Origin of the sequence: Membranihabitans maritimus, from assembly GCF_021729145.1 — a bacterium.
In the GTDB taxonomy this organism is placed as follows: domain Bacteria; phylum Bacteroidota; class Bacteroidia; order Chitinophagales; family Saprospiraceae; genus Membranihabitans; species Membranihabitans maritimus.
The window spans coordinates 132,289-158,959 of the sequence record NZ_JAJSLW010000005.1 but is presented as its reverse complement, the minus strand read 5'-3'; the positions used below and the strand labels follow the sequence as shown (position 1 = coordinate 158,959).

General features: G+C 37.3%; 24 protein-coding genes. 9 read left to right on the top strand and 15 right to left on the bottom strand.

Translation table 11 applies throughout. The features are described from left to right. Positions 1-410: 410 nt before the first annotated feature. Together LVD47_RS07525 and LVD47_RS07520 are read left to right on the top strand one after the other, a co-directional pair. On the top strand, positions 411-917 hold the full coding sequence (locus LVD47_RS07525) for a DUF4199 domain-containing protein (RefSeq protein ID WP_236974984.1): 507 nt from the start codon (positions 411-413) through the stop codon (positions 915-917). A 25-nt stretch (positions 918-942) separates the two neighbouring features. Continuing rightward, positions 943-1,341 carry a VOC family protein gene (locus LVD47_RS07520; protein WP_236974982.1) on the top strand — a complete coding sequence of 133 codons (399 nt, stop codon included), beginning with the start codon at positions 943-945 and terminating at the stop codon, positions 1,339-1,341. 40 nt (positions 1,342-1,381) lie between these two features. Here the strand turns inward: LVD47_RS07520 and LVD47_RS07515 are convergent, their stop codons facing one another. From LVD47_RS07515 to LVD47_RS07445, 15 genes are all read right to left on the bottom strand, one after another. Continuing rightward, positions 1,382-1,918 carry a DUF420 domain-containing protein gene (locus tag LVD47_RS07515; RefSeq protein ID WP_236974981.1) on the bottom strand — a complete coding sequence of 179 codons (537 nt, stop codon included), beginning with the start codon at positions 1,916-1,918 and terminating at the stop codon, positions 1,382-1,384. Further along, positions 1,908-2,456 (bottom strand): hypothetical protein, encoded by a 549-nt coding sequence (locus LVD47_RS07510; RefSeq protein WP_236974979.1) that lies wholly within the window; start codon positions 2,454-2,456, stop codon positions 1,908-1,910. Before LVD47_RS07510 ends, LVD47_RS07515 begins: the two co-directional genes overlap by 11 nt. Before the next feature lie 88 nt (positions 2,457-2,544). Further along, a complete protein-coding gene (locus LVD47_RS07505) occupies positions 2,545-2,982 on the bottom strand; it encodes a cytochrome C oxidase subunit IV family protein (protein ID WP_236974977.1) in 438 nt (145 codons plus the stop codon). A gap of 15 nt (positions 2,983-2,997) precedes the next feature. Further along, positions 2,998-3,849 (bottom strand): cytochrome c oxidase subunit 3, encoded by an 852-nt coding sequence (locus tag LVD47_RS07500; protein ID WP_236974975.1) that lies wholly within the window; start codon positions 3,847-3,849, stop codon positions 2,998-3,000. A gap of 10 nt (positions 3,850-3,859) precedes the next feature. After that, positions 3,860-4,429, bottom strand: a complete 570-nt coding sequence (locus LVD47_RS07495) for a cytochrome c oxidase subunit 3 (RefSeq protein ID WP_236974973.1) — start codon at positions 4,427-4,429, stop codon at positions 3,860-3,862. An 18-nt stretch (positions 4,430-4,447) separates the two neighbouring features. Then, positions 4,448-5,341 carry a heme o synthase gene (gene cyoE / locus LVD47_RS07490; RefSeq protein ID WP_236974971.1) on the bottom strand — a complete coding sequence of 298 codons (894 nt, stop codon included), beginning with the start codon at positions 5,339-5,341 and terminating at the stop codon, positions 4,448-4,450. 47 nt (positions 5,342-5,388) lie between these two features. After that, entirely contained in the window at positions 5,389-7,248 is a 1,860-nt protein-coding gene (locus tag LVD47_RS07485) for a cytochrome c oxidase subunit I (protein WP_236974970.1), read from the bottom strand. Between the two features lie 21 nt (positions 7,249-7,269). After that, positions 7,270-8,769: an OmpA family protein gene (locus tag LVD47_RS07480; protein WP_236974969.1), complete on the bottom strand. Its 1,500-nt coding sequence runs from the start codon at positions 8,767-8,769 to the stop codon at positions 7,270-7,272. Positions 8,770-8,790: 21 nt separating this feature from the next. Then, entirely contained in the window at positions 8,791-10,098 is a 1,308-nt protein-coding gene (locus LVD47_RS07475; RefSeq protein WP_236974968.1) for a hypothetical protein, read from the bottom strand. 35 nt (positions 10,099-10,133) lie between these two features. Continuing rightward, the gene (locus tag LVD47_RS07470) at positions 10,134-10,985 is read right to left on the bottom strand and encodes a c-type cytochrome (RefSeq protein ID WP_236974967.1); all 852 of its coding nucleotides are present in this window, start codon (positions 10,983-10,985) and stop codon (positions 10,134-10,136) included. Beyond that, complete coding sequence (locus tag LVD47_RS07465; RefSeq protein ID WP_236974966.1) at positions 10,986-11,516, bottom strand: DUF3341 domain-containing protein; 531 nt, start codon at positions 11,514-11,516, stop codon at positions 10,986-10,988. It abuts the gene before it with no gap. 10 nt (positions 11,517-11,526) lie between these two features. Continuing rightward, positions 11,527-12,957, bottom strand: coding sequence for an NrfD/PsrC family molybdoenzyme membrane anchor subunit (gene nrfD / locus LVD47_RS07460; RefSeq protein ID WP_236974965.1), 1,431 nt, complete (start codon positions 12,955-12,957; stop codon positions 11,527-11,529). Between the two features lie 23 nt (positions 12,958-12,980). Further along, complete coding sequence (locus LVD47_RS07455; protein WP_236974963.1) at positions 12,981-16,208, bottom strand: TAT-variant-translocated molybdopterin oxidoreductase; 3,228 nt, start codon at positions 16,206-16,208, stop codon at positions 12,981-12,983. A gap of 53 nt (positions 16,209-16,261) precedes the next feature. Then, positions 16,262-17,668 carry a c-type cytochrome gene (locus LVD47_RS07450; protein WP_236974961.1) on the bottom strand — a complete coding sequence of 469 codons (1,407 nt, stop codon included), beginning with the start codon at positions 17,666-17,668 and terminating at the stop codon, positions 16,262-16,264. Between the two features lie 128 nt (positions 17,669-17,796). Further along, the gene (locus LVD47_RS07445) at positions 17,797-18,591 is read right to left on the bottom strand and encodes a thymidylate synthase (RefSeq protein WP_236974959.1); all 795 of its coding nucleotides are present in this window, start codon (positions 18,589-18,591) and stop codon (positions 17,797-17,799) included. A gap of 388 nt (positions 18,592-18,979) precedes the next feature. On the opposite strand from LVD47_RS07445, the gene LVD47_RS07440 reads away from it, so the two are divergent. The 7 genes from LVD47_RS07440 to LVD47_RS07410 all read left to right on the top strand — a co-directional run bounded on the left by LVD47_RS07440 (position 18,980) and on the right by LVD47_RS07410 (position 26,543). Next, positions 18,980-20,602, top strand: coding sequence for an alanine/glycine:cation symporter family protein (locus tag LVD47_RS07440; protein ID WP_236974957.1), 1,623 nt, complete (start codon positions 18,980-18,982; stop codon positions 20,600-20,602). Between the two features lie 15 nt (positions 20,603-20,617). Then, entirely contained in the window at positions 20,618-21,097 is a 480-nt protein-coding gene (folK, locus tag LVD47_RS07435; protein WP_236974955.1) for a 2-amino-4-hydroxy-6-hydroxymethyldihydropteridine diphosphokinase, read from the top strand. A 160-nt stretch (positions 21,098-21,257) separates the two neighbouring features. After that, positions 21,258-23,030, top strand: a complete 1,773-nt coding sequence (gene sppA / locus LVD47_RS07430) for a signal peptide peptidase SppA (protein WP_236974953.1) — start codon at positions 21,258-21,260, stop codon at positions 23,028-23,030. 119 nt (positions 23,031-23,149) lie between these two features. Then, positions 23,150-23,908, top strand: coding sequence for an SDR family NAD(P)-dependent oxidoreductase (locus LVD47_RS07425; protein ID WP_236974951.1), 759 nt, complete (start codon positions 23,150-23,152; stop codon positions 23,906-23,908). Beyond that, the gene (locus LVD47_RS07420; protein WP_236975191.1) at positions 23,886-24,272 is read left to right on the top strand and encodes a hypothetical protein; all 387 of its coding nucleotides are present in this window, start codon (positions 23,886-23,888) and stop codon (positions 24,270-24,272) included. The genes LVD47_RS07425 and LVD47_RS07420 overlap by 23 nt, the downstream gene beginning before the upstream one ends. A gap of 9 nt (positions 24,273-24,281) precedes the next feature. Beyond that, the gene (locus LVD47_RS07415; protein WP_236974949.1) at positions 24,282-24,755 is read left to right on the top strand and encodes an OsmC family protein; all 474 of its coding nucleotides are present in this window, start codon (positions 24,282-24,284) and stop codon (positions 24,753-24,755) included. A 27-nt stretch (positions 24,756-24,782) separates the two neighbouring features. Beyond that, complete coding sequence (locus LVD47_RS07410) at positions 24,783-26,543, top strand: MutS-related protein (protein ID WP_236974947.1); 1,761 nt, start codon at positions 24,783-24,785, stop codon at positions 26,541-26,543. The last annotated feature ends 128 nt before the right edge of the window (positions 26,544-26,671 follow it).

The following is a 26,671-nucleotide window of genomic DNA, read 5'->3' as shown; positions in this document are numbered from 1 at the left end:
AATGATTTTTTAGGATTCAATATTCTCGTAAAGTGGTAGTTTCTACAAAAAAGATGAATAAATAGCGCCTTATTTAGCGCAACCGTTTGGTAAAAGATTGCATTATCAAGTGGTAACTCTCTACAAACAAAATACTCAAGCTTGGATAGAGAATTGGTATCTGCTTCTTTCCCTCCCTTTGCTTTATCGGGACCGATTTCAGAAAGGTGCATTGATTATTCCCTTCCGCTTCCCTGTCACCTGTATCTATTTGTTGATTCCAGATTAATAGTAATAGCCCATAAGTCAACCATCAATATTTATGTTATCATACTTATTAAAGTACCCCTAAAATTCAAATTTGGTACTAAAGTATGAATGGGATTTTATCCAATCATACTAGTTTTACTCCATAACAAAACACACTAACCATGAAAAGGAATATACTAATCTTCGGATTAATAATGGGTAGCATCCTTTGTATAAATATGGTCGTCATGGTAAACATGATGTATAAAAACCCGGAATTCAAAGGCAACGATTTTTTGGGCTATACCACCATGCTGGTTATATTTTCATTGATTTTCTTTGGTATCAGGAATTATCGCAACAAAGAACTCGCTGGTACCATATCATTCGTCAAAGCTTTCATGACCGGACTTATCATTGCTCTCGTAGCATCCACTATGTATGTGGTAGTGTGGTTACTGTATTACTATCTATTTGTACCTGATTTCATCGATCAATACACCCAACACGTATTACATCAGTGTACTTCTGAAAATGAATTAGCCAGGAAAACAGAAGAAATGGAAGCGTTTAGGAAAATGTATGAAAATCCCATTTATGTAGTCCTCATTACTTACTCAGAAGTACTGCCAATGGGGCTCATAGTTACACTTATAAGTGCTTTAATTCTCAAGAAGAAAAATAAATGACTAATCAAAACAAACTATATATAAAATGAAAGAACCCATCATAACATCTTTGACATTTCAAAATGGTAATGCTGAAGAAGCAATGAACTATTACGTGAACATTTTTGAAAACTCCAACATTATCGGCATTCATCGTTGGGAAAGAAATGCTCAGGGCAAGGAAGGCACCATTATGCACGCTGTATTTACTCTAAACGGAAAGAAATTTATGTGTAGTGATAGTCCGCCTATACATGATTGGAACTTTACTCCTGCTGTTTCCAATTTTATTGAATGTGAAAATATTAAGGAATTAGAAAGGTTATTTTCAAAACTATCAAAAAATGGGAACGTAACAATGCCGATAGACAATTACGGATTTAGTGAATATTTCGGATGGGTTATAGACCAATTTGGAATTTCATGGCAATTGAATGTAACATAACGATACGGTCATTACAAAGGTACAGGATATAGATTACCCGTTAATAGCAAGGGGCAAGCATAAAATAAACCAATGGTCCCGTAACAGCTACATAAAGCCAAAGAGGAAATACCCAGCGTGCCATTTTTTTGTGTCGTTGAAACTGATTAGTATAAGCCCTGGTAAAGGTAAGGAGGATAAAAGGGAATATAGCTGCGGCTAAAAATACATGAGTAATCAGGAAAAAGAAATAGATATACCGGATCGTTCCATACTTACAAAAAGCCGTTTCAGGAGTAGTAAAATGATAAACTACATAAGACAGAAGGAAAAGACCAGAAAAACCTATGGCCCAGTATATATATTTCTGGTGAAGTTCGATTTTTCTTCGTTTAATGGCTCTGAATGCTAACATTAAAAAAATGGCAGCTACTGAATTAAGAAATGCATGAAATGGTGGCAAAAAACTAAAATCTATTCCCACATCGATTTTAACCCTTCTCATTAATACGACCAAAAGCAATACAACAATACTTACCAGTATTGATGCCACATTTAACTTTTTCTCTAACTTTCGATCTTTTTCGCTAATTGCCATCTTCTTCAGATTTCTTTTCCCGTTGGTAATCAAGCATCGGAAGTAAATAAGAAATATCCTCTAATAATCTTCCGTATAATCTATCCTCTCCGTACTTGTAAGACATCACCATACGATTTTTATCGTCTAATAGTATTATATCCCCCATACTAAGAATCTTCTCTTCATAATTTGAAAGCTTCACATAGTGAATCCGATCTCCCTGGTAAACCTTTGGTTCATCATCATAAATAATAAAACCAAGATCCTTTCGATCATTAATTATAAAAAGTAAATCCTTTATTTTTTCTGTCTCTAATTCAGAAGAATTTTTGACCAGGATTTTAAGTATATAATCCAAATCAATAAAACGAACGGTTTCTTCTACATCATCTATATTCTGAATTACCTCAAAATCTACCTGTAAACTATCCTTAGGTTTCAATCTTCCTGAAACTTCCATTCTATCCTTAGCACCCTGGCGAAGGACGAAATAGCCAATAATAGGGATAACAAATAATATAAATATACTTACTACAAGTCCAGTCCTGTTCCTCACTTTATCCTATTAGTAAAAAAGAATAGCGGATATTCAACCCGCTATTCCCAAATTTATTTTTCAACTTAATATATACAAAACAACACAATTAATGAGATTCTTCCATATGGTGGGTTTCTTCTTTCGGTCCTTCCTGAGGCAAATCCGGCACTACTCTTTCTGAAGTTTCCATATTCTGTTCCAATATATAAGACCTGCTATTATTCCAATAATTACCTTCATACATAAAAGCTATTATGGCCCAGATCAATAATAACATTGGTAGTAAAACTGTCCTACTCAATGATTTTGTTTCTGATCCCATATGCATAAATTCGAAAACAATATAATACGCTTTATACAAAGAAAGGACAATAATTACAAAGCCTACAATATAACGAACCCAGGTAAGATAAAATGCTTCATGCCAACCTAAATGTCCTTTTCCAAACAATGAAACAATTACTTCAATTAAGGTAATTATAGCAAGAAGGATTAGACCTTTATACACTAACTTTTTCGCTTCTTCATAACTGTGATGTGCCATCTCTCAATACAATTTTTAAAGTAAGTAAAATACTAAAAATACAAAAACCCAAACAAGGTCTACAAAGTGCCAGTAAAGCCCTATCTTCTCGACCATTTCATATCCGTTACGCCTCTTTACATATAATCCACTTGCTGCATTAACAGCAATAATAATTAAAAATACCACACCGGAGAATACGTGAAAACCGTGAAATCCTGTAATACAATAAAACAAAGCTCCGAATGCCTGCGGTCCTAATGTTTCATAAGCCATTTCCCCGGCATTTTCACCACTCGTAATCCGAAATTTTCTAAAATGCCAGTCTCCGTGTGTTTTATGTACCAGATAAGAATCTCCGGCTCTGAAAGTTTCGCCTTCGGATCCGTCATCATTAATATACACTCCATCAACAGTATGACTTCCAAAAGGATTTTCAAATACGGTCATATTTTCGTGGGCTATCAATGTATTCCACTCATAAGCCTGACAACTCAAAAACGCAATTCCGCCAATCGCAGTCATAAGTAGCCAAAATACAACCCCTCGCTTATTCTCCCGTTTACCTTCCTGTACTGCACGAACCATGGTAACCGAGCTAACGATCAACACAAAACTCATTACCGTAACGAAGATCAAAGGCATCCCTGTGAATCCACCTGGAAAGCTTTGAAATACAAAATCCGGAACAGGCCAGGTGGGAACACTCATTCTCAATGCACCATATGCTATTAAAAAGCCGGAAAAGGTGAATGCATCAGACAATAAAAAGTACCACATCATCAATTTACCATAACTGGCTTTCATGGGTGGTTTACCACCAGACCAGTCGGCTTTCATCTCTGCCGTATCATTCATTTTTTCAGATATAGTAGTATCTGTCGCCATTTTCAAAAATTTATCTTTGCAATATGAAAAATAATAATAAATATACCCACAAAATATCTACAAAGTGCCAGTAGGTACTTGTCAATTCCAAACGAAGTATTCGCTTCGCCGTAACTTCAAATTTTAATGTAAACGCATGATAAAGTGCTACAATCAAAACCGCAATTCCTCCAAGAACATGGAATGCATGCAAAATACTTAGCGCATATACAAAAGATCCTGCGGGATTTCCTTTTAAATCAATCCCACTTTCGTACATAGCTATCCAGGAATAGTATTGAGTAATAAGAAAACCGATTCCCAAAATAAATGTTACTATCAGTAGAAACTGATATTTCTTTTTCTTATGAGCCTTAAAGTATTTTTTAGTCATTATCAAACTTCCACTACTCATTAGTATGAATGCCGTACTGACATAAAACAATTGTGGTAATCGAAATTCCAACCAATTTCCCTGGGATTGACGGACAATATAGGCACTGGACAAAGCTGCAAACATCATAATAAGCCCCGCAAGACTCAAATAAAGCGCAAACTTATATGGATGTATTTTATTCCTTTGTGTTGAATGTATGCTCATTGTCCTCTCCATATTTGCTTAATAATTCATGTTGAACATCAAAACACTAAAAATAATCGGCAAAAAATATAATGAAGCAAATAATAGTTTCCTGGCTGAAAAATCTGATGGATCTTTATAAAATAAGTAGGCTTTATACAAAAAGAATAATCCTCCAGCTAATACAAGTATCAATCCTAACAAGGCAATAAAACCAAATTGATAAAACAAAATAGAAGCCGGAATTATCAGCGCCGTGTAAATTACTGATTGTTTCCCAATTTCCCTGTCAATTTTTCCATCAACAGTAGGAACAATCTTAAACCCGGCTTTCTTATAATCTTCAAATGAAAGCCATCCTATAGCCCAAAAATGCGGAAATTGCCAAAAAAACTGAATGGCAAACAACAACAAAGCAAATACAGTAATCTCGCCGGTTACGGCAACACAGCCAATCAGAACAGGTAATGCACCCGGGAATGCACCCACAAATACGCTTATAGGAGAATACCGTTTTAACGGTGTATATATAAAAGCATATAAAATAACAGAAATAGCTCCCAAAAGCGCCGTTAAGGTATTGAAATATGCCAATAACATCAATCCACTAATACACATGGTTCCAGCCATTAAAATAGCAAAAGAAGTAGCCATCCTTCCGGATGCCAATGGTCGATCCTTAGTACGATTCATTTGGCTGTCAAAATCCTTCTCAAGGATCTGGTTCAATGAATTGGCAGCTCCGGAAACAAAAAAACCACCTAAAATAAAAATAAAAATTGAATGTAATCCCATGCTCCAACCACCGGACATAATAAACGCCAATGAGGAAGTAAACACCACCAACATGGTCAGTTTCAACTTCACCAGTTGGGTCATATCTCTCAATACATCTCCAATTATATATAAACTATGCTGTAAGGTCTTCAACACTCTTTCCTTGTAATTATCTTAAAAAAATACATACACAAAACCTTAATTTAATGCTCCTCTTCACCTTCCTTTAAAGGAATAATCTGTGGTACGTAATCTTCCCCGTTTTTACTGTAATCATACGGCCACCGCTCTACAACAGGTAATTTTCCAGGCCAGTTTCCGTGACCGGTATCGATGGGAGTAGTCCATTCAAGTGTATTTGCTTTATATGGATTTTTACTCTTCATCTTTCTTCCGTTCCAAATACTATAAAAGAAATTAACAACAAATATTAATTGAACGAAGAAAGTAATAATTGCACCAATGGTCACAAATTGATTGATACCATCAAAACCTGCAAATGAATCAAATGTATCAAAACTATAGTATCTTCTAGGTACACCAAACATCCCTAAATAATGCATTGGCCAGAAAACTACGTATGCTCCAATCATAGTCCCCCAGAAATGTATCCGACCAAGCGTCTCATTCATAAATCGACCAAACATTTTCGGAAACCACTGGTAAATACCAGCAAACATTCCGAAGAAAGCAGAAACTCCCATCACTATATGGAAGTGCGCCACAACGAAATAGGTATCGTGAAGTTGAATATCCAGAACGGAATTTCCAAGGAAAATCCCCGTTAACCCACCAGAGATAAACATTGAAACAAAACCAATAGCAAATAAAGAGGCACTGTTGAACCTAATATTTCCCTTATAGATCGTAGTTATCCAGTTAAACACTTTAACCGCTGATGGAACAGCAATAATTAATGTAAAAATGGTAAAGATATTAGATAAAAAAGGATTTACACCCGCCATAAACATATGGTGTGCCCATACGATAAAAGATAAAAAAGCAATGGCCATAATGGAGTACACCATAGCACGATATCCAAAAATTGGTTTTCTACTATGAACTGATAAAACCTCAGATGCTATCCCCATAGCAGGTAATATGATAATATAAACCTCTGGGTGTCCTAAAAACCAAAATAAATGTTGATATAAAATCGGACTACCTCCCACGTGATCTAAGGCCTGACCTCCTATAAATATTTCACTCAGGTAGAAACTTGTACCTAAACTTCTGTCAAACATTAGAAGGAAAAAACCCGCTACCAAAACAGGAAACGATAATAAGCCTATAATTGCAGTCACAAAAAATGCCCAAATAGTAAGAGGCATTTTCCACAATGTCATTCCTTTCGTTCTTAGGTTAAGTACTGTTGTTATATAATTAATACCTCCAAGCAAGGTCGAAACCACAAAAAGCACTAAACTTACCAACCATAAAGTCATACCCGCACCTGACCCCGTAGAAGCCTGTGGTAATGCACTAAGTGGAGGATAAGCCACCCATCCACCGGCAAATGGTCCGGTACTTAAAAACAATGAAAACAACATCACACAACTCGCCAAAAAGAAAAACCAGTAGGATAACATATTCATCAAAGGTGATGCCATATCTCTGGCCCCTATTTGCAAGGGGATTAATAAATTACTAAAGGTTCCACTCAATCCAGCGGTTAGTACAAAAAATACAATAATGGTCCCGTGCATAGTCACCAATGCATAATAAAATTCCTGTGACAAAGTACCGATACCATTATCAACGATTATCCATTTACCTAACAGCGGCTGCAACCATTCAAGATTGGCTTCAGGAAACCCAAGTTGTAATCTAAAAATTACAGACATGGCCGCTCCCACTATAGCCCAAATCATTCCGGTTATAAGAAACTGTCGACCAATAATCTTATGATCTAACGAGAATACATACTTACTGAAAAAACCAGATTGATACTTATCTCCATGATGATGATCATGAAAATGGTCATCAAAACCATGTTTTTCGATCAATTCTTCGGTTTGCACCTCAATTGTTTCTAATTCTTTATTTTTTACTTCTGTACTCATAATTATTACTTGGCTGTATTATTACAGAAATTTGATTTCAACTCTGCGATTATTTGCTCTACCTTCTTCTGTATCATTCGTATCTACAGGGTCACTAGCTCCATATCCTTTAGCTGTTACCTGACCTGCACCAATACCATGATTCTTTACATAACTCAATACTTTATCCGCTCTTTGCTGGGATAAGGTATTATTGGTTTCCTGACTTCCTGTATTATCCGTGTGACCCTGAATTTCAATGGACACTTCGGGATTGTCTTGTAAAAATGATACCAGATTATCTAATTCGTACCTGGAAATATCTTCCAATTCTGAAGAACCCGTTTGAAAAAGAACATTTGATAATTCATAAACTCGTTCTTCCGTATCTTCCAGATCTTTATACAAAACTTCATACATCTCATTTTCAAAATTCTTCTTGCGCTCCTCAATTTCATAATCAAAAAGTTTCCCTTGGAATGGATCTGCATCCTTTCCTCTAATAGAAGATCTATAATAAGGAGTTTGTTCACTTAACCAAGCCTGATATTCAGACTCTTCAACAATTCTAACAACCTTACGCATAGAAAAATGTCCTTGACCACATAATTCTGCACATGCTAATTCAAATTCGAAAGCTTCCCATTTTTGTGGACCAGTAGGATCGTCCGGATCTGCCGGAACCTGATATTCAGGATATTCACTTAGTTTTTGGCGATACTCCTGTGTAGTCATATCCGGGGTGAAAACAAAATAGGTTGGCATCCCAGGCACAGCGTCCATCTTCAATCTAAAATGTGGAAGGAAAAAATTGTGTAATACATCTCTGGAGAGAATTCGCACCCTCACTTTTTTTCCAACCGGAAGTACAATTTCACTAGGTTGCAAATCATCAAGGTTTTTGGGATCTGTCCAATCCTGGCCCAAAGGATTCACACCATCAATCATCCGGAAATCTCGAGTCCCTAATTGATCATCTTCTCCTGGATATCTAATGATCCAGTTAAACTGCATACCCGTAGCTTCAATCTCCATAAAGTCGTCCTCACTTTCATCAACATCGGCCATAATATCATTCCAGGCAACTAATCCTTTCAAAACCAATACGACCAATACCAATGAAGGAACTACCGTCCAAATCAATTCTAATTTGTTGTCGTGGGAAATAAAAGAAGCCTTTTGTCCTTTCCGCTCTCTATATTTCCATGCAAAATAGAACAACAAAAATTGGGTAACTACAAATACAATACCTGTAAAGAATAAAGTAATATTGAAAATACTATCAATCTGCCCGCCATGTGCCGATGCAGATACATGTGGACCATAACCAAGCATATAATTCTTATAATGCCAGGCCGACCAAAAACTCAATACAATGAAAATAACTACAAAAATCAATAAGAAATTTGCTGTCCTTTTCGAACTAGCCCATTTCCAATCTTCCTCTCCTCGAAGCGCTCTGGAGATCTCTGTAATCTTACCAATTTGAATGACAACAATTACAAAAAGCGCAAATATTAATATTCCGATCAATAATGTCATGACCTAAGCTAATTTTAAATTTTAAACGTGGTGATGTAAACTCTCGCCAATATAAGGATCCCCTTTAGGCACCAAATTCGCTTTATTCAATTGAATAAAAGTGAAATATAAAAACAGAGCTAAAAACCCTAAAAATGTTCCAAATTCTAAAAATCCAGGAATTGTAAATCCCATTTGAAATGAAGAAGCATGCTCTGCACCATGTGCGGCATCAGCCACCAACCTGGCATTTAATTCTCCATTTGTCAAAGTAGAATGACTCTCACCATGTCCACCGGCAACTTCATGATAGGTATGTAAAACTCCTGGTTTGATCATTAAAAAGAAATCCAACCAATGACCTATCAAGACAATAATTGAAGTAGCTATCATTGTTCCCATCTTTCTTTTGGTATCATTTCTCAATAATATAAAGAAAGGAAGCACAAAATTCATTATCAATATACCGTAGAACAAAGCCGGATATTGTGTTTGACGCATTTTGAAATAAATGGTCTCCTCTCCTACGTTTCCATACCATATCAACATATACTGGGAAAACCATAAATACGTCCAGAAAATACTAAAACCAAACACATATTTTCCAAGGTCATGAAAATGTTCATTAGTTACATTTTGGAAATAACCTAAAGACTTCAAATATGCCAAAATTAATATGGTAAGTGCCACCATAGACACCAACCAACTCGCTGTAGCATACCATGCAAACAACGTACTATACCAATGCGCATCTACAGACATTACCCACAACCAAATTACAGCTGCAGACGTAAAGCCTCCTATGGGAAGAAATGCTGCAGAATACTTTTTAATCTTTCGATGTATATCAAAAGTCATTCCCGGATTATGATCTTCAGATATAGACAGGGATCGAACTTTTCTGGCAAAGAAATACCACACACCCACTATAACGATTGTAAACAATGTATAAATAAAAGGATTCAAAAATCCTGCCTTGCCGGCCAGAATCTTATCCGTTTGAAGAGAATGTTCATCTGTCCAGTGGTACAAATGATGAAAACCTCCGAAAATACCGATTATTACAATCAACATTAGGACTAACCCTACAATCAAAAACATGGAATACGCCTCCCAGAGCCTTTTAAAAACCGTTTGCCATCCGGAATAAGCGATTGCTTTTGCGCAAAGAATAAATAAAGCGATAAATGAAATGCCGGTAAAGAACACGCTATTTATCAAAAAATTGGACCAAAACCTGGGTTGGTAAGCATCATCTATGATAAATGTTATTATCATACATAACAACCCTAACCCCATAAATCCAAACAGTACAGATTTTTGTCTACCCGATATTTGAAATTCCTTCATTATGTGTAAATCTTTTAGATCTCTGTTATTTTCAATTAGTGACTTTCGTGGCCTTCTTCATTATGACTACCTTCTCCTTCGGACTCCTCTACATGATAATCTCCCATCATCATTTCACTTCCTCCACTCTCTTCCATTTCTTTAGCGGTTTTCGCTTCACCCGGCTTAAAAGTATTTTTAGCCGCTGAATATTCTAAATCCCCTTCGGCACTCTGTAAGGATCTCACATAATGAATCACATCCCAGCGTTCTTTATATGACAATTTATCCGCATAAGAACCCATAGCATTTTTACCATATTCAATTGCATAATATAATGCTCCTACTGTGGTATCCACAAATTTGGCATCAATCAAATTAGCAGGTGCTACAGGATACACGCCACCGTCGTCTCTTACCAAATATCCCAAACCATCCCCTTTATCTCCGTGACATGTGGCACAATAAATGGTATACAGTCCTTTCCCTGTATTTAAGGATTCTTCCGTAATCGGGAATGGATTTTTAAGCAAATTATTTGCCGCATCCAACCGACCATCTTCTGAGTCCTCAAAATGGAAGGGAACATATCCATTAGGAGTGATATTCAAGACCTGGTTCGCCATTTCCGCACTATATTTTCCATCGACCAATCCAAATTCACCAAAAGGGATAGTGCCTTCTACCGGTTTTCTTGGTTCAGCAATTTTATAATAATCCTTATGATCGCCCCATGTATTAAGTGAATAATAATCATCCAGGTTTGCTTCATAAGCTATTGAATGAAACATATCGGGCATATACTCACTACCGGGATCATTACCATCCGCTGGTGAACAACTTTGTAAAGCTGCTATTCCTACTGCCCCTATAATTGTCAAAGCAAATTTACTATATAAATTCTCCATCTATATTTCTTTCGTTTGTATTTCAGAAGCACCTGATCGCTCTAAAAATGCTTTATATTTCTTTAAATCTTCTTCAGTTGAATGATCGGCATCAAACGCAATGGCAAACTTATCATCGGTTAACCTATTGTGCAATACTTCATTTGTCACACCAGGTCCCATACCATTAATAGCATAAAATGTAACCACCATACCAATCGAAGCAAATAATACGGTAAGTTCAAAAGTGATAGGAATAAACGCTGGTACTGACCAATAAGGTTTTCCACCAATGATCATTGGCCAGTCTTTCGTAAATATCCAAGTCATTCCCAAAAAAGCCGTTAATGTCCCGATAGCACCATAGAAAAAACCTGCAATATGTAGCCTTGATTCACTCAAACCTAACAACGGGTCCAATCCATGAACAGGGAATGGAGAAAACACATCGTGTATATCAAGATGATCAGTATTTGCTTCTTTTACAGCTTTTAGCAAAACCTCTTCATCATCATACAATCCAAATAATAAATTTTGATTCTTTTTTGCCATTTCAAATTGATTATGAATGCTCTTCAACTGGTTTGTGAACTTCTTTTCCCAATACCTCCTTATAATGCTCTGAATTCCGTTTTACGTATTGATCCCCAGAAGACTTTAAAATTGATTTCACCTCAGCAATAGCCACTACTGGCGCTATCCGTGTAAATAATAAATAACAAGTAAAAAATATTCCGAATGTACCTAGGTAAATTCCGATCTCAACCCACGTAGGAGTATAGTAACTCCAACTGGAAGGTAAATAATCCCTGGCCAACGTAGTTGCAATAATAACAAAACGCTCAAACCACATACCTATATTCACAAAAATGGACATTACAAAAGTTACAAAAATACTTCTTCTCATCTTCTTAAACCAAAAGATCTGAGGAGATAAAACATTACATGTCATCATTGCAAAATATGCCCACCAATAGATTCCAAAAGCCCTGTTAAGGAAAGCAAACTGCTCGTAGACATAACCCGAATACCAGGCAATAAATAATTCTGTAAGATAAGCGACCCCTACCATTGTACCGGTAAGTAGAATGACTTTGTTCATAGACTCAATATGAGCCATAGTGATATAATCCTCCAGCTTGAGAACTTTTCTTGTAATCAACATCAAGGTCTGTACCATAGCAAATCCAGAGAAGATCGCACCGGCTACAAAATACGGGGGAAAAATGGTTGTATGCCATCCCGGAATTACCGAAGTTGCAAAGTCAAAAGATACAATGGTATGTACAGACAATACAAGAGGTGTTGCCAAACCGGCAAGTATCAAAGACAGGGATTCGAATCGTTGCCAGTGTTTTGCAGATCCCGTCCAACCAAAAGACAATAAGTTGTAAAACTTCTTCCGTAATCCGGAAGCCCTGTCACGCAAAGTTGCAAAATCCGGAACCAATCCAGTATACCAAAATAAAAGTGATACTGTAAAATACGTACTAATAGCAAACAAGTCCCATAAAAGGGGTGAATTAAAATTAACCCAAAGCGGCCCTCTGGTATTTGGAACGGGGAAGAAAAAGAAAACTACCCACATCCGTCCTACGTGAATTCCAGGAAATAAGGCAGCACAAATTACAGCAAATATAGTCATCGCTTCCGCTGCCCGGTTGACCCCGGTTCTCCATTTTTGTCTAAATATCAATAATATGGCAGAAATTAATGTACCGGCATGGCCAATACCAACCCACCATACAAAGTTGGTAATATCCCATCCCCAACCAATTGTTCTATTCAAATTCCATGTTCCAATACCAAACCATATAGTCCAAAGAATACTAAACACACCAAATGCCAGAAAACTAACTGCAGCAATAAAAGCTATTACCCAGGTCAAACTGGGCGTCCGTTCCGACGGTGCACAAATATCCTCAGTGATATCGTGATAAGATTTGGAACCGGTAATTAATGGTTCCCGTATGGGTGATACAACTGCACTCATATTTTATAATTATTCTTCAATATTTATGATTCAATTAGTTCCTCCTCCGCAGGTTTATTCAAGACTTTCATCTGATATCCTACAGAAGATCGAGTATTTACTTCTTCTAAAGCGTAATAGTTCATAGGGCTTTGCAACCGCTTATTCAATTCAGAATCTTTATCATTCATATCACCAAATAAGATACCACCTGTAGGACAAGCCGTTTGACAGGCAGGTTTCACTTCACCGTCTCTCAAAGCTCTTCCTTCTACCTTCGCTTTCAATTTTCCTTCTTGTATCCTTTGGACACACATACTGCATTTCTCAATTACACCTCTTGAACGTACAGTAACATCAGGATTCAAAACCATTCTCACAAGATTATCCGCGTAAAAAGGTTCGTCCTCATCCATAGGATTATTCTCATTCACTGGGAATATATCCGCTGTTGTATAATCCAACCAGTTGAACCTTCTAACCTTATAAGGGCAGTTATTTGCACAATAACGGGTTCCCACACATCTGTTATAAGCCATTTGGTTCAACCCTTCAGAACTATGGTTAGTAGCCGCTACAGGACAAACATTCTCACATGGTGCATTGTCACAATGCTGGCACATCATGGGTTGATAAACAACATTTGGATTTTCTACATCCCCATAGTAATACCTATCAATTCTCAACCAGGTCATCTCGTGATGACGATGGACCTCGTGTTTTCCAACTATAGGAACATTATTTTCAGCTACACAAGCTACCTGACAAGCACCACAACCAATACAAGAGGTAAGATCAACCGCCATACCCCAATGATGTCCCTGACTATACTGATCATCATGTCCGGGATATAAGGTTTGCTCATTTAAATGTTGGGCATGAGCACGTTCTTCCTTAAGTTTTTCAATATTTTCCTCTAAATCATCTATCGTTGAATGTCGGATTATTGTTCGGTCAGTCAACCCTCCCTGGAAACCAGTGAAGAAGTGCATAACTGCTTTTTCATCTACATTAATTTCTTTACCTCCTTCACTTTCATCCGGCCCCGTCACACCCATGGTATGATGATACTGAACTATAGCAAAATCTTTTTCTTCTCCGACCTTATCACTTACGTCTACCTGGGATACAAAGTACTGGATGTTTCCTTCTCCATCAACCGGTAAAACCGGGTAAAAATCCCTTCCAATATCCTGTCCTGCCTTACCGCAAACCTTCCTACCATACCCTAATGCAGCTGCAACAGTATTCGAATACTGACCAAATTGCTGCACAGTCGGCAAGGTTACAAGCGTTTCCCCGATATTGACATTTACAAGTGAACCATCCTTATCAAGCCCGTTAAACACTGTAAATTCATCAACACCATTCCATTCAATAGGAACGTGTAAAACGTTATCCCACACGACACGGGTAATAGGATCAGGCATTTCCTGTATCCAAGGATTATTGGCAAAAGTTCCAGAACCGACCCCTACTGGTTCATATAATTTAAGTTCCACTCCTTCGCTAACAGGCTTTGTAATACCTGCAGCATTCACATTACTTCCCATAAAGGAAAGACCTGTTGTGGCAATATTTGAATTTTGAAAGAAACCATTATGCAAACTATTCTCCCAAAAAGATTGAAAAGCTCCAAACTCATTTTGCGAAGGGAAAAAAGTTGATTCCCATGTTTCTTTTATATAATTGTAATACGCTCTTACACCATCTCCATCCTTTTTAATGTCTTCCGCGATATCACTTTCAGCCCAAACCAGCAAACTTTCAGCTGCACTCCTGGTATCAAATAAACGCTCTATCGTAGGTTGTACTAATGCAAGATAATCCCTGGATGGTTGCAAATCTGACCAACTTTCCAGATAATTATCTACAGGAGCCTGATAATCAGAAGTCTCTGAAGACTCACTTAAACTATAACTGCAAGAAATAACTGTGTTTACTCCTTCAAGTCCGGCTGCCATTTCTTTTCCCCATGGCGTATCGTATACGGGATTGGCATCATCGAGTAAAATCACAGTATCCACTTTACCATTATTCAAATCTTCTTTGAATTCAATGATATCTTTATCGACACCGGTTCGTACATAAAGCGGATTAGCCGTAATAATACTCTTCTCGTAATTTCCAAGTGATTGATTAATCCTGTTAATCAATTGCTGTTCAGAAGTATTATTAGAATCAGAGACTATAAGTGAACTACTGGAATTCTTTAACTCATTGGCGAGATTTTGTAATTGCTTTTCGGCTTTAGGATTTACAAAATTTCCGGAGACGTTTACCCTTGGTCCTGCGTTGAGAAAATTATAAAGTGTTGCAATAGCCAATCCTTGTTCTGAAGGTCTAATTTGGACTTTTTGATCGGCATTAGAACCTGTCAAAGACATATTAGATTCAATCGCAACCAATTTATTCATTTTTGTATCTCCTCTTGAGGGATCTATCTTTCGATTTTTAGCATATTGATGCGCAAATTGTACAGGAGAAATCCACGTCCCCAGGAAGTCTGCACCAAATGAGACAATCAAATCCGCTTTAGAAAAGTCATATCCAGGGATAAATCTGGAACCAAAATCCTTTTCATTGGCCAATAAAATAGCTGAAGAAGATATGGGATCATAGGTAACCAATTCAGCTGATGTATACTTCGCCTGAAATTCCTGAATTGCTCTCTTATACGATGGACTTATAATAGAATTAGCCACTAGTCTAATAGAATTACTGGAAGCTAATTTCCCTTTGACTTCCTCATCTAATTCATCCCAGGAAATTTTAGTCCTTGTTGCTCCATCCTTTTTGGAAGGATTTTTATACCTACTTCTATCATATAGATCCAGGACGGAAGCCTGAACCCTGGCACTTGTCCCTCCCCCACTAAAACCAGATACAGTATTTCCTTCAATTTTAATAGGTCTTCCTTCTCTTGTTTTCACCAAAACAGGACAGAAGTAGCCACTCTTATAAAAAGAGGAAGCATAATATGTAGCCACTCCGGGAACAATTGCATCCGGCTTGGTAACGTAAGGAATTGCCTTTCGAATAGGGGTTTCACAACTAGCAGCTACGGCGGCTGCACCAATACTAAAACCTACATATTTCAAAAAATCCCTTCGATTGGGTCCTTCATCCCTTTTTTCCTCAGGATTTTCATTGGATAAGTCGTTGAGGATCGGTAGATTAAAAAACTCGTTTTGTTTTTTTTCTTTAAGAGAAGAATCTCCTCTCAAATCTTCAGCACCGTTCCATATCTGACCTTTATTCTTAAGACTCATAATTTGAGTAAATTTATATTATAACTAACGATACACTTTTCTTCTATACAATATTAATAATGACACTTTTGACATTCAGTACCACCAATATCTTCTACGGTAACTCCAGAGCGAGTACCACTTTTAATTTCATCGTGATAATGGGTATAAATTTCGTAATACTCATTATTAAAATTCACTTGTGTTTCCCTGTGGCAATTAATACACCAACCCATAGAAAGCGGTGAATGCTGCTCAACTACATCCATTTCTTCGACAGCTCCGTGACAACTCTGGCAGGCTACGCCTCCCGCCATAACATGTTGTTCATGACTAAAGTAGACATGATCGGGCAAATTATGGATTCTTACCCATGGGATAGGTCCCTGAACCTGGGGTTTTACCTCCGTGGTAAGGGCATTAACAATCCCTTCCCATTGTTCCTGTACCACTTGTTCTCCCCGTGCATCCATCTGCCCCTGATCAGTAACATACTGATCTTCGATCCATGCGGTATAAATCGCTTTTACAGAATCCTGAGAAAGATCTCCATAATCTTCTATATATACGTCATTCATAGGATCATAACCTATTGATGCATAAATCTTGGTAATTTCAGCAGTTCCATAAGTGGAACCTTTACGAATCGCTTTATGACAATTCATACATGTATTCGTAGCGGGTATAACCGAATGTTTACTTCTTCTCGCCCCATCATGGCAATATTGACAATCAATTTGATGTAAACCAGCATGCGTCTTATGCGAAAATTTAATCGGCTGATCAGGTTGATAATCCTCTTGCCTGTTCAAATCTACAGCGCGGTTAACCGTAAAATACCCCCCGGAGATAATTATTAGCAATACATACAATCCTATCGCAGATTTACTTGAAAACAAATCCCGAAGCGATGATTTTTGATACTCTTCTCCTTCCTGGGCTGCAGATACCTCCTTTAATCTTCCCAGGATATTCCATAGAATGAAGACCAACAAGACCAAAACAAATAGGATACCCAATACCAAATAGGTAGCATTTGAACTGTCGGCGGCCTGGTCTTCGGTGGCAGCTGCCGCGGCTCCCGCAGGAGGACCTCCGATAGCACCGGAATAAACCCCATCTATATATGCAATCAGCGCCTCCATATCCGTATCAGTCAGATTTGGATTCGGCGTCATCACAGTGGGTTTATACTCATTCCAAATTTCCACAGCCCTGGGATGCCCTTGACTTATTAATTCTTGAGAATTCCGAATCCAATCGTATAAATCTTCTTTCGGATAATCAGCCCATGCCTCCAAACCGGGCCCAAGAGCTGGACCTGTAAGGTCGCTCTTCATGTCTTTATTATGGCATTGGTTACAATTGGCCCTGAAGAGCTTGGCTCCCAAATCCACATCTCCCTCTTGCGCTGCGAGCGGACTAAGAGCAAAGGTCATGCACAAAAAGACCCCTAAAATATATCTGAATGATTGAAACATTCTATAACAGCTTTTATTTATTTCGTAATGTTTTTTTAACGTTTCGTCAAACTTTCACAAAAGTACAATTAACTCCATTTTTCACAAACACTCTTTTCATTTCATGTGCTATTTAGATTTGTTCTAATCTAAACCGCTACTTTAGCTTTAATATGGGGATGTGGATCGTAATTGTATAAAGTAAAATCTTTGTATTGAAAGTCGAATATTGAATTTACATTAGGGTTTAATTCCATCCGAGGCAGCTGCCTTGGATTTCGGGAAACTTGCAGTCGGGCCTTTTCTATATGATTGGAGTACAAATGAAGATCTCCAAACGTATGAATAAATTCTCCCGATTCCAATTCACACACCTGAGCCATCATCATGGTAAGCAAGGCATATGAAGCTATATTAAAGGGTACGCCTAAAAAAGCATCTGCAGACCTTTGGTACAATTGACAAGACAATTTCCCGTTACTTACATAAAATTGAAATAAACAATGACAGGGGCTTAAAGCCATTGCATCCAATTCGCCTACATTCCATGCACTCACAATTATTCTGCGACTATCCGGGTTGCTTTTAATAGTATCTACTGCCCTGGCGATTTGATCAATTGTACTTCCATCCCGTTTTGCCCAGCTTCTCCATTGTTTACCATATACTGGTCCCAGCTCTCCATTCTGATCAGCCCATTCATTCCAGATTCGAACTCCTTTCTCCTGCAAGTATTTTACATTGGTATCACCATTCAAAAACCAAAGAAGTTCATAAATAATGGACTTCAAATGCAATTTCTTGGTCGTTACCAAAGGGAAACCATTTTCCAAATTAAAACGAGTCTGGTATCCAAATACACTTTTTGTACCCGTGCCTGTTCTGTCGGATTTTTGATCACCGTTATCTAAAATATGATTCAGTAAGTCGATGTATTGTCTCATACGATCGCAAATATAATATATATTTTTTTTAAATATGAAGAGATTTAAAAAACAGATTAAAAGAGGATCAAGCGTCAATCAAAAAGACTTTATTTTAGAAGAATTTCAAAACATTCGAAATGTTTGCTAGCAATACATTTATATAATATTTCAAATTAGATTTTGTATAAATTCAGTATTTCATAGTCAATTATTCAGAATTTTTGTTTGATAGAGATGCTAATTGTAAATTTTATTTTAATAAATAAGATTTCTTAAGCATATTTACAGAGTATATAAATAATTTACTTTGTCTAATAACATTTAACTTGGAAACACTATTTCTTTCAGAAAAATATTTTATTTGGTTGTTTCCAACAAGCCCTAATTTCAAATATCAACTACGACTATGAAAAGAATTACTCTACTCCCCATACTATTTTTATTCCCGGTACTGTCTTTTACCCAAGGTCTTGATGATCGCATTAATGAAATTTTTTCACCGGTGGCGGATGCATGGGAAACACTTGTCCTGACTTCCATTCCCATTACGGCATCCATTCAAGTTCCCATTGTACTCCTATTATTAATTGGTGGGGCTGTATTTTTTACCTTGTATTTCCGGTTTGTGAACATCCGTAGGTTTCCTTTGGCCATTGGGGTTGTTCAGGGAAAATATGATTTTGTAGAAAAAGGAGCGGAAGAAGCGCATCCCAGCGAAGAATTGATTACCAGAGACGGTGACATCCCGGATACTATAAAAGTTGAAGGCAGAGAAGGTGAAGTGAGTCATTTTCAAGCCCTTACAGCTGCAGTATCGGGGACTGTGGGATTGGGGAATATTGCGGGTGTAGCCGTAGCAATAGCAATGGGTGGTCCGGGAGCCACATTCTGGATGATTATAGCCGGGTTACTGGGTATGTCTTCCAAGTTTGTAGAATGTACACTCGGGGTCAAGTACCGTGATGTGGAAAACGGAATAGTTTATGGAGGCCCGATGTATTATTTAACGAAAGGAATGAATGAAATAGGATTCAAAAAATTTGGGAAGTTTTTAGCCGTTCTCTTTGCTATCCTTTGCGTTGGTGCGTCTTTTGGAGGAGGGAATGCCTTTCAGGCTAATCAGGCCGTAGCACAGGTTACTACTCAATTCGGACTGGAAGCCGATTTTATAAAAACTTTATTAGGGGTTATTATTGCCGTTCTTGTTGGCATTGTAATTATCGGCGGTATTAAAAGAATCGGGACTGTGACCGAAAAAGTGGTGCCGTTTATGGCGGGATTATATGTTCTGGCCTGTCTAATTATTATTGTAATGCATTACGAACTCATACTACCTGCCTTTGGATTGATTATTGACGAAGCTTTTACCCCTTCTGCGGGTCTGGGAGGCCTAATTGGGGTAATTATTACAGGTTTCCGGCGGGCAGCATTTTCGAATGAAGCAGGTGTAGGTTCTGCCGCGGTAGTGCACTCTGCAGTAAAAACAAAGCATCCTGCCAGTGAGGGAGTCGTTTCATTATTAGAGCCCTTTATAGATACAGTCGTCATTTGCACAATGACCGCTCTGGTAATTATCTTTTTCAATATGAACGGTCAATTTGAATACGGAGTACTGGATTCAGCTTCTAATGTCATTCTTAATAGCTCCGGAGAAGGTATAGGAGGAGTAGACCTTACCTCCTTGGCCTTTGAAACTGAAATCCCTGGATTTTCATATATTTTAACCTTTGCGATCTTTTTATTTGCCTTATCGACAATGCTCTCCTGGTCTTATTATGGCTTGCAGGCATGGATGTTCTTATTTGGAAGAACCAAAAAATCAGATCTAACCTATAAAATGTTATTTTTAGTATTTATCATTATTGGGTCGGCAGCCACACTTGATGCTGTGATTAAATTTTCTGATGCCATGATCCTGGCAATGGTTTTTCCCAATATGATTGGGTTATTATTTTTAGCGCCAAAAGTGAGAACAGAAATGAAAAAATATTTGGACGCTATCAATAAACGATTTGATACGAATTTGTAAAAGTTATTGTTTTCTATGATTTATCTGGGATTGGGTTCCAATGAAGGAGATCGATTGAAATTTTTAAATAAAGCACTGGAGGCAATTGAAGTAGATATTGGACCAATAATTATCCGCTCAAAGTTTTATAAGACCAAACCCTGGGGATATGATAAACAAAATGAGTTTATTAATATGGCCATTGGGGTTGAAACCAAGGTACCACCCCAAGAATTATTAACTAAATTAAAGGATATTGAAAGTAAAATTGGTCGGATTGCCCGTTCGAAATGGCATGAGCGTGAAATAGATATTGACATCCTATTTTACAACGATATAATTTTATCTATGAATAATTTAAAAATTCCCCACCCTTATTTTGCCCGTCGAAACTTTGTCCTCAAACCCCTGGCTGAGATTGCACCGGACTTGAAAGATCCCATTACAAAAAAAGATATTAAAACATTATTACGGGAATGTAAAGATGGAAGTTATGTCACCCCGCTTCAGGTGTAATTAACTTTCCCACAGAATCAAAAAGCTAAATATATTTCAACCACCTGTTAATAAATTATAGAATTACCGATTTTCATCTATAATCAGACAGATCTGGTCTATTAGATTGCATTCAAACAGGCAAAAATCTGTATCATTGCATTTCATTTAAAATAATCCAATGCGAACATTTTTTCAATCTGTTTTAGGATCTTGTCTCGGGGTAATCTTAGGAGTACTTTTACTTTTTTTGATTTTAGCAGGAATAGGGTCTGCTTTTTATTCACAAGGAAGTGAAAAACCTAAGGTTTCATCGAATTCCGTATTAACTATTAATCTGGCCGGCGTATTACCTGAAAAAAGAAATAATACGGATGTCCAGGGATTCGAACAACTTATAGAGCAGGAAGAAATTCTAAGTATTCACGATTATGCTGAATTAATTGAAAGGGCAGGTAACGATAAAGATATAAAGGGTATTTACCTCGATATGTCCCAGGTAAATATCGGGCTTACCAAACGGGAAATTTTGGAAAAAGCGATAAAAACATTTAAACAATCGGGCAAATTCGTATTCGCATATAGTGATTATTATTCTACTTCAGCTTACCACTTAGCTACGCTGGCAGATGAAATTGCTGTATTCCCCACCGGAGGAATTGATTTAAGAGGACTGGCTTCCATTGTACCGCACTTTAAAACGCTTTCTGATAAAATTGGAATTGAGTTTGAAACATATTTTGCCGGTAAGTTTAAAAGTGCCACGGAACCGTTCAGACTTTCTGAAATGAGTGAGGCGAACAAACTTCAAACCCGTTCTTATCTTAATTCCATGTACAATGTATTATTAGATGATATCGAACAAAACCGGTCTATAGACAGTATCGAACTTCAGCAAATAATAAATGCATACGGGGCACGTAATGCCACGAAAGCAATGGAATTTAATCTTGTGGATGTAGTATGCTACGAAGATGAATTTTTGGAAAAAATGAGAGATAAATTAGGGTTGGATGAAGATGAAAAAATAAATACAGTGTCAGTTTATGACTATTATAAGTCCGATCCTCTTTCTAAAAATTATTCTGCCAAAGATAAAATTGCAATAGTTTTTGCGGAAGGTGAAATTCACGACGGGGAAGAAAGATACGGCAGTATATCAGGTGAAGCCTATGTTAAAATGATCCGGGACATACGCCGGGATGAAAATATTAAAGCTGTTGTACTGCGGATTGATTCTCCCGGAGGTAGTGCATTGGCCTCAGAAAAAATATGGAGAGAACTCAAACTACTGCAGGAGGACGGAATACCCGTAATCGCTTCTATGGGTACCTATGCTGCATCCGGTGGATATTATATTGCTTCAGGAAGCGAATATATTATATCCGAACCCTCTACGATAACAGGATCCATTGGAGTATTCTTTTTACTTCCAAAAGTAAGTGAACTAATGGAAGATAAGTTGGGGATTAATATGGATACAGTCAAGACCAATAATTTAAGCGCCGCATTCACTCCTTTTTTCCCTTCTTCGCCGGTAGAACAGGAATTACTCCAGAGCGAAGTCGATCAAATATATGATATCTTTTTATCCCGTGTGGCAGACGCCAGAAAAATGACTGTAGATCAGGTAAATGAAGTAGCTCAGGGACGAGTTTGGACAGGAACCCAGGCCATTCATAAGGGGTTGGTAGATCAGCTGGGGAGTTTATCGGATGCTATCGACAAAGCTGCTTCAGAAGCCGAAATCGAAGAATACAGGATTACGGAATATCCAAGAACCAAACAACCCTTTTATAAATTCCTTGAACAGATCACCGGTGAAGAACTTAATACCTCGATAAAACTTGTAAAAGGACACCACCTGGAAATAGCAAAAGAAAATTTAGAAGCTGAACTCAGAGATTGGCAAAAACCGCAGGCAAGATTACCCATACAGTTTCTTTGGGATTAATTTTGTCAATACAGAAGGTCTATATTGATTTGTTCTGATTATACCTTTTTGGAGTAGTGGCGTAAAAAGCAGGGCTAAAATCATTTACTTCAAGAAGTTTAATTTGTATATTTATACAAATGGAATATAATTTATCGGGAAAAAAAGTTTTACTTACAGGGGCAAGCGGAGGACTAGGATTGGAAATAGCAAAAGCTTTGCTTGGACAAAATGCATGTGTAGCTTTACAATATTACCAGAATAAGGGACCACTGTTACCATTGCACAAAACTTACCCAAAACCATTATCGAACCTGTACAAATGCGACCTTGCATCTACTGATAATTGCGAAAAATTGATTAATTCCGTTACGGCTGATTTAGGCACAATAAACGTTTTAATAAATAATGCGGGAATTTATAAAGGTGCTCCGCTAAAAAACAATACTAATTGGTTGGATGTTTGGGAAGAAACTATTAATATTAATCTAAGATCTGCAGCCTATTTGGCTAAAATGGTCTTCAATCATTTTGTAGAACAAGACGGAGGTACCATAATAAATATTTCTTCCAGAGCGGCATTTCGCGGGGATACTATTAATTATTTAGCGTACTCTGCTTCCAAGAGCGGTTTAATAGGGTTGACAAAAACTATTGCCAGGGAAGGTGGCAGGAATAATATACATTGTTTTTCCATAGCACCGGGATGGATATATACAAAAATGGCAACGGAAATAATGGATAGAGAACAATTGGAACAAATAAAATACGAACAGGCTATACATGAATGGATACGACCAAAGGATATTGTGCCCATGGTTTCGTTGTTGTGTACCGGGTCAATGAAATATGCTACTGGCAGTAATTTTGATATAAATGGTGGAAGCTTTATGCAATAATATGATTACATTCATTCTACATATCGCCCTCACTTTTATAGGGATTTCATACCTCTATTGGACAATTCTTGCATTTTTGATAGCGATCATATACTATATAGTGCGCCTTCGACCTCTTACCATTCCTAAAAACCCTAAAAATTGGATCGTAAAAAAATATATTTTTGATTATTCCCACTCCCTGGCCTGGCTTTCCATTTCTTGGATGTTTTTTAAGATGTGGAAAAATGGGAATAATGGGAATTGGTTTACCTGGGGTCTCGGTATCATTGCACTACTTTTATTTTTAGTATTTTCGTTTGGTTTTATACAAGACAGAATGGAAATGAAACGTCTCAGGGAAACGTTGATGCAAAACAATTAAACAAAAAGTATGACCAAAATCCATTCATATGAATTGGACCTCAACTGGACAGGTAACCGCGGTGCCGGAACTTATAAATACACTGCCTACGATCGGAAATTTAATATTAAAGCAGTAGGGAAACCCAATTTACAAGGTTCTGCAGATCCATTATTTAGAGGGGATCCTCATCGTTATAATCCCGAAGAAATGTTTGTAGCTTCTGTAGCATCGTGTCACATGCTTTGGTACTTACACCTATGCGCTTCAAATAATATTATAGTGGTAGATTATTCGGACCACCCGCTCGGAAAAATGGAATTAAAAGAATTTGGTGAAGGAGAATTTGTGGAAATCATTCTTTCGCCTAAAGTTTTTATTAAAGACATATCACATAAAGAACTGGCATTGAGCCTACACAGACAAGCCAATGAAAAATGCTTTATTGCTAAATCATTAAATTTTCCTATCCTGCATGCACCCCAGGTTCTGGAAGCAGAATAATCTAGACTCCTTATTATTTACTATTTTATGAAAGAAATGTATACAGATAATCTGGATAGAATCCAGGTTGAAATAAAAAAATCAAAGCGCAAAGTAACTCTATTCTCATGGATACGGTTACTTGTTTTTCTCCTAATAGCACTGGCCGTTTACTGTTTGTTCACCTATGAACCAAAAGTTGTATTCATACTATTTCTGTTAGGCTTGGTTACAGCTTTTCTCTATACAATATGGCATCACCAGGAATTAAAGTACCACCACCTAACTTTAAATAAATTAATTGAGATCAATGAAAATGAAATCTCGATTTTTAACGGCAAGCCTTCATTTTTGCATGATGGGAATGAGTTCCATCAATCCGATTCTTATTCCATGGATCTCGATATTTTCGGAAACCGGTCATTATTCCATATAATAAACCGATGTTTCAGTACAGAAGGACTCAAAGCATTGGCTGAAAGCTTATTAATTACCGGAAAGAATAAAAATGATATAGCTGAACGCCAGGAAAGTATATCCGAGTGTATGGGGTTTATGGATTTGGGACAAGAGATACTTGCCCATGGGCTCAATAGCGCAGACTACGACAAAGGCAATTCATTCTCTCATAAAACAGTTTTGTCAGATTCTATTCGTAAAAAAATGACGATTATTAGATGGCTTCCCCCCTTGCTGGCCATTGTGTTCCTCATATTATATTTTGTCAGTGGGAATAGTTCGTTCCTTCTCTATGGATTCCTGCTTAACCTGGGAATCAGCGGAATTTTCCTCAAGCATACCAATAAAGTTATTATACTTACCACTAATGAACTAAAGAGACTAGAAAAATTACACAGATCAATTGCTGCCATTACAAGCCACCAATATCGTTCTCATGAAATGATTGATATTTCAGATCAATTACAGACCGGGCTCAGGGAATTAAAAAAATTAAAGAGAAAAATAGATTTGCTGGAAAGCAGAAACAATTTAATAATAGGTATGCTATTCAATGGGGTCTTTGGATTTGATCTTCACGCCGTCCTCAACCTGGACCGATGGTATATAAAAAACGGAAATGACATTTCCAAATGGGAAAAGGCTCTTGCCAGCGCCGAAGTTATTTTTTCCTACGCTACATTTGCCCGAAACAACCCCCAGTACAAGTTTCCTGTTTTCGAAGGGAATGGGACTATTTCTGGTAAAAATATCAGACATCCTTTTATTTCGGAAGGGGAAAATATAGGTAATGATTTTTATATGCATCCCGATTTCAAAGTAATGCTGGTTACTGGCTCGAATATGTCCGGTAAAAGTACTTTTTTACGTTCCGTTGGAATCAATCAGATTCTCGCTTCCGCTGGTAGCGTGGTTGCTGCAGATACTTTCAATACGGACTTCTTTAATATTTATACTTCATTCCGCAAGTCTGACTCCATACAGGAAAGCACATCTCTATTTTATGATGAACTAAAGAGGTTGAAAATGATCTTCAATAATCTGGACCAATCCCGTATTCCCGCTTTAGTTTTGCTGGATGAAATTTTAAGGGGCACCAATTCAGATGATAAATACTATGGAAGTTATCAAATATTATTGAAGCTAAAGGAGAGAAATGCACTTACTGTTTTAGCTACCCATGACCTCAATCTATCGAAACTTGAAAACGAGTATGGACCGATTATTCAAAATTTTAGTTTTGAAAGCATCATTCGGGACGGAGATTTAATCTTTGATTATAAAATAAAAAAAGGAGTGGCTAAAAATAAAAATGCCACATTCCTGATGGAAAAGATGGGAATAATTTAACCCGGTATAAATATGTAATATAGGTTAGCTAATACCTTTTTAATCTTCCTTTTATTAAAAAAGATACTAAGGAGCAATATAGCAAATACCCATCTCCAATATTCAATTCCTATAGAGAATAGGGAGCT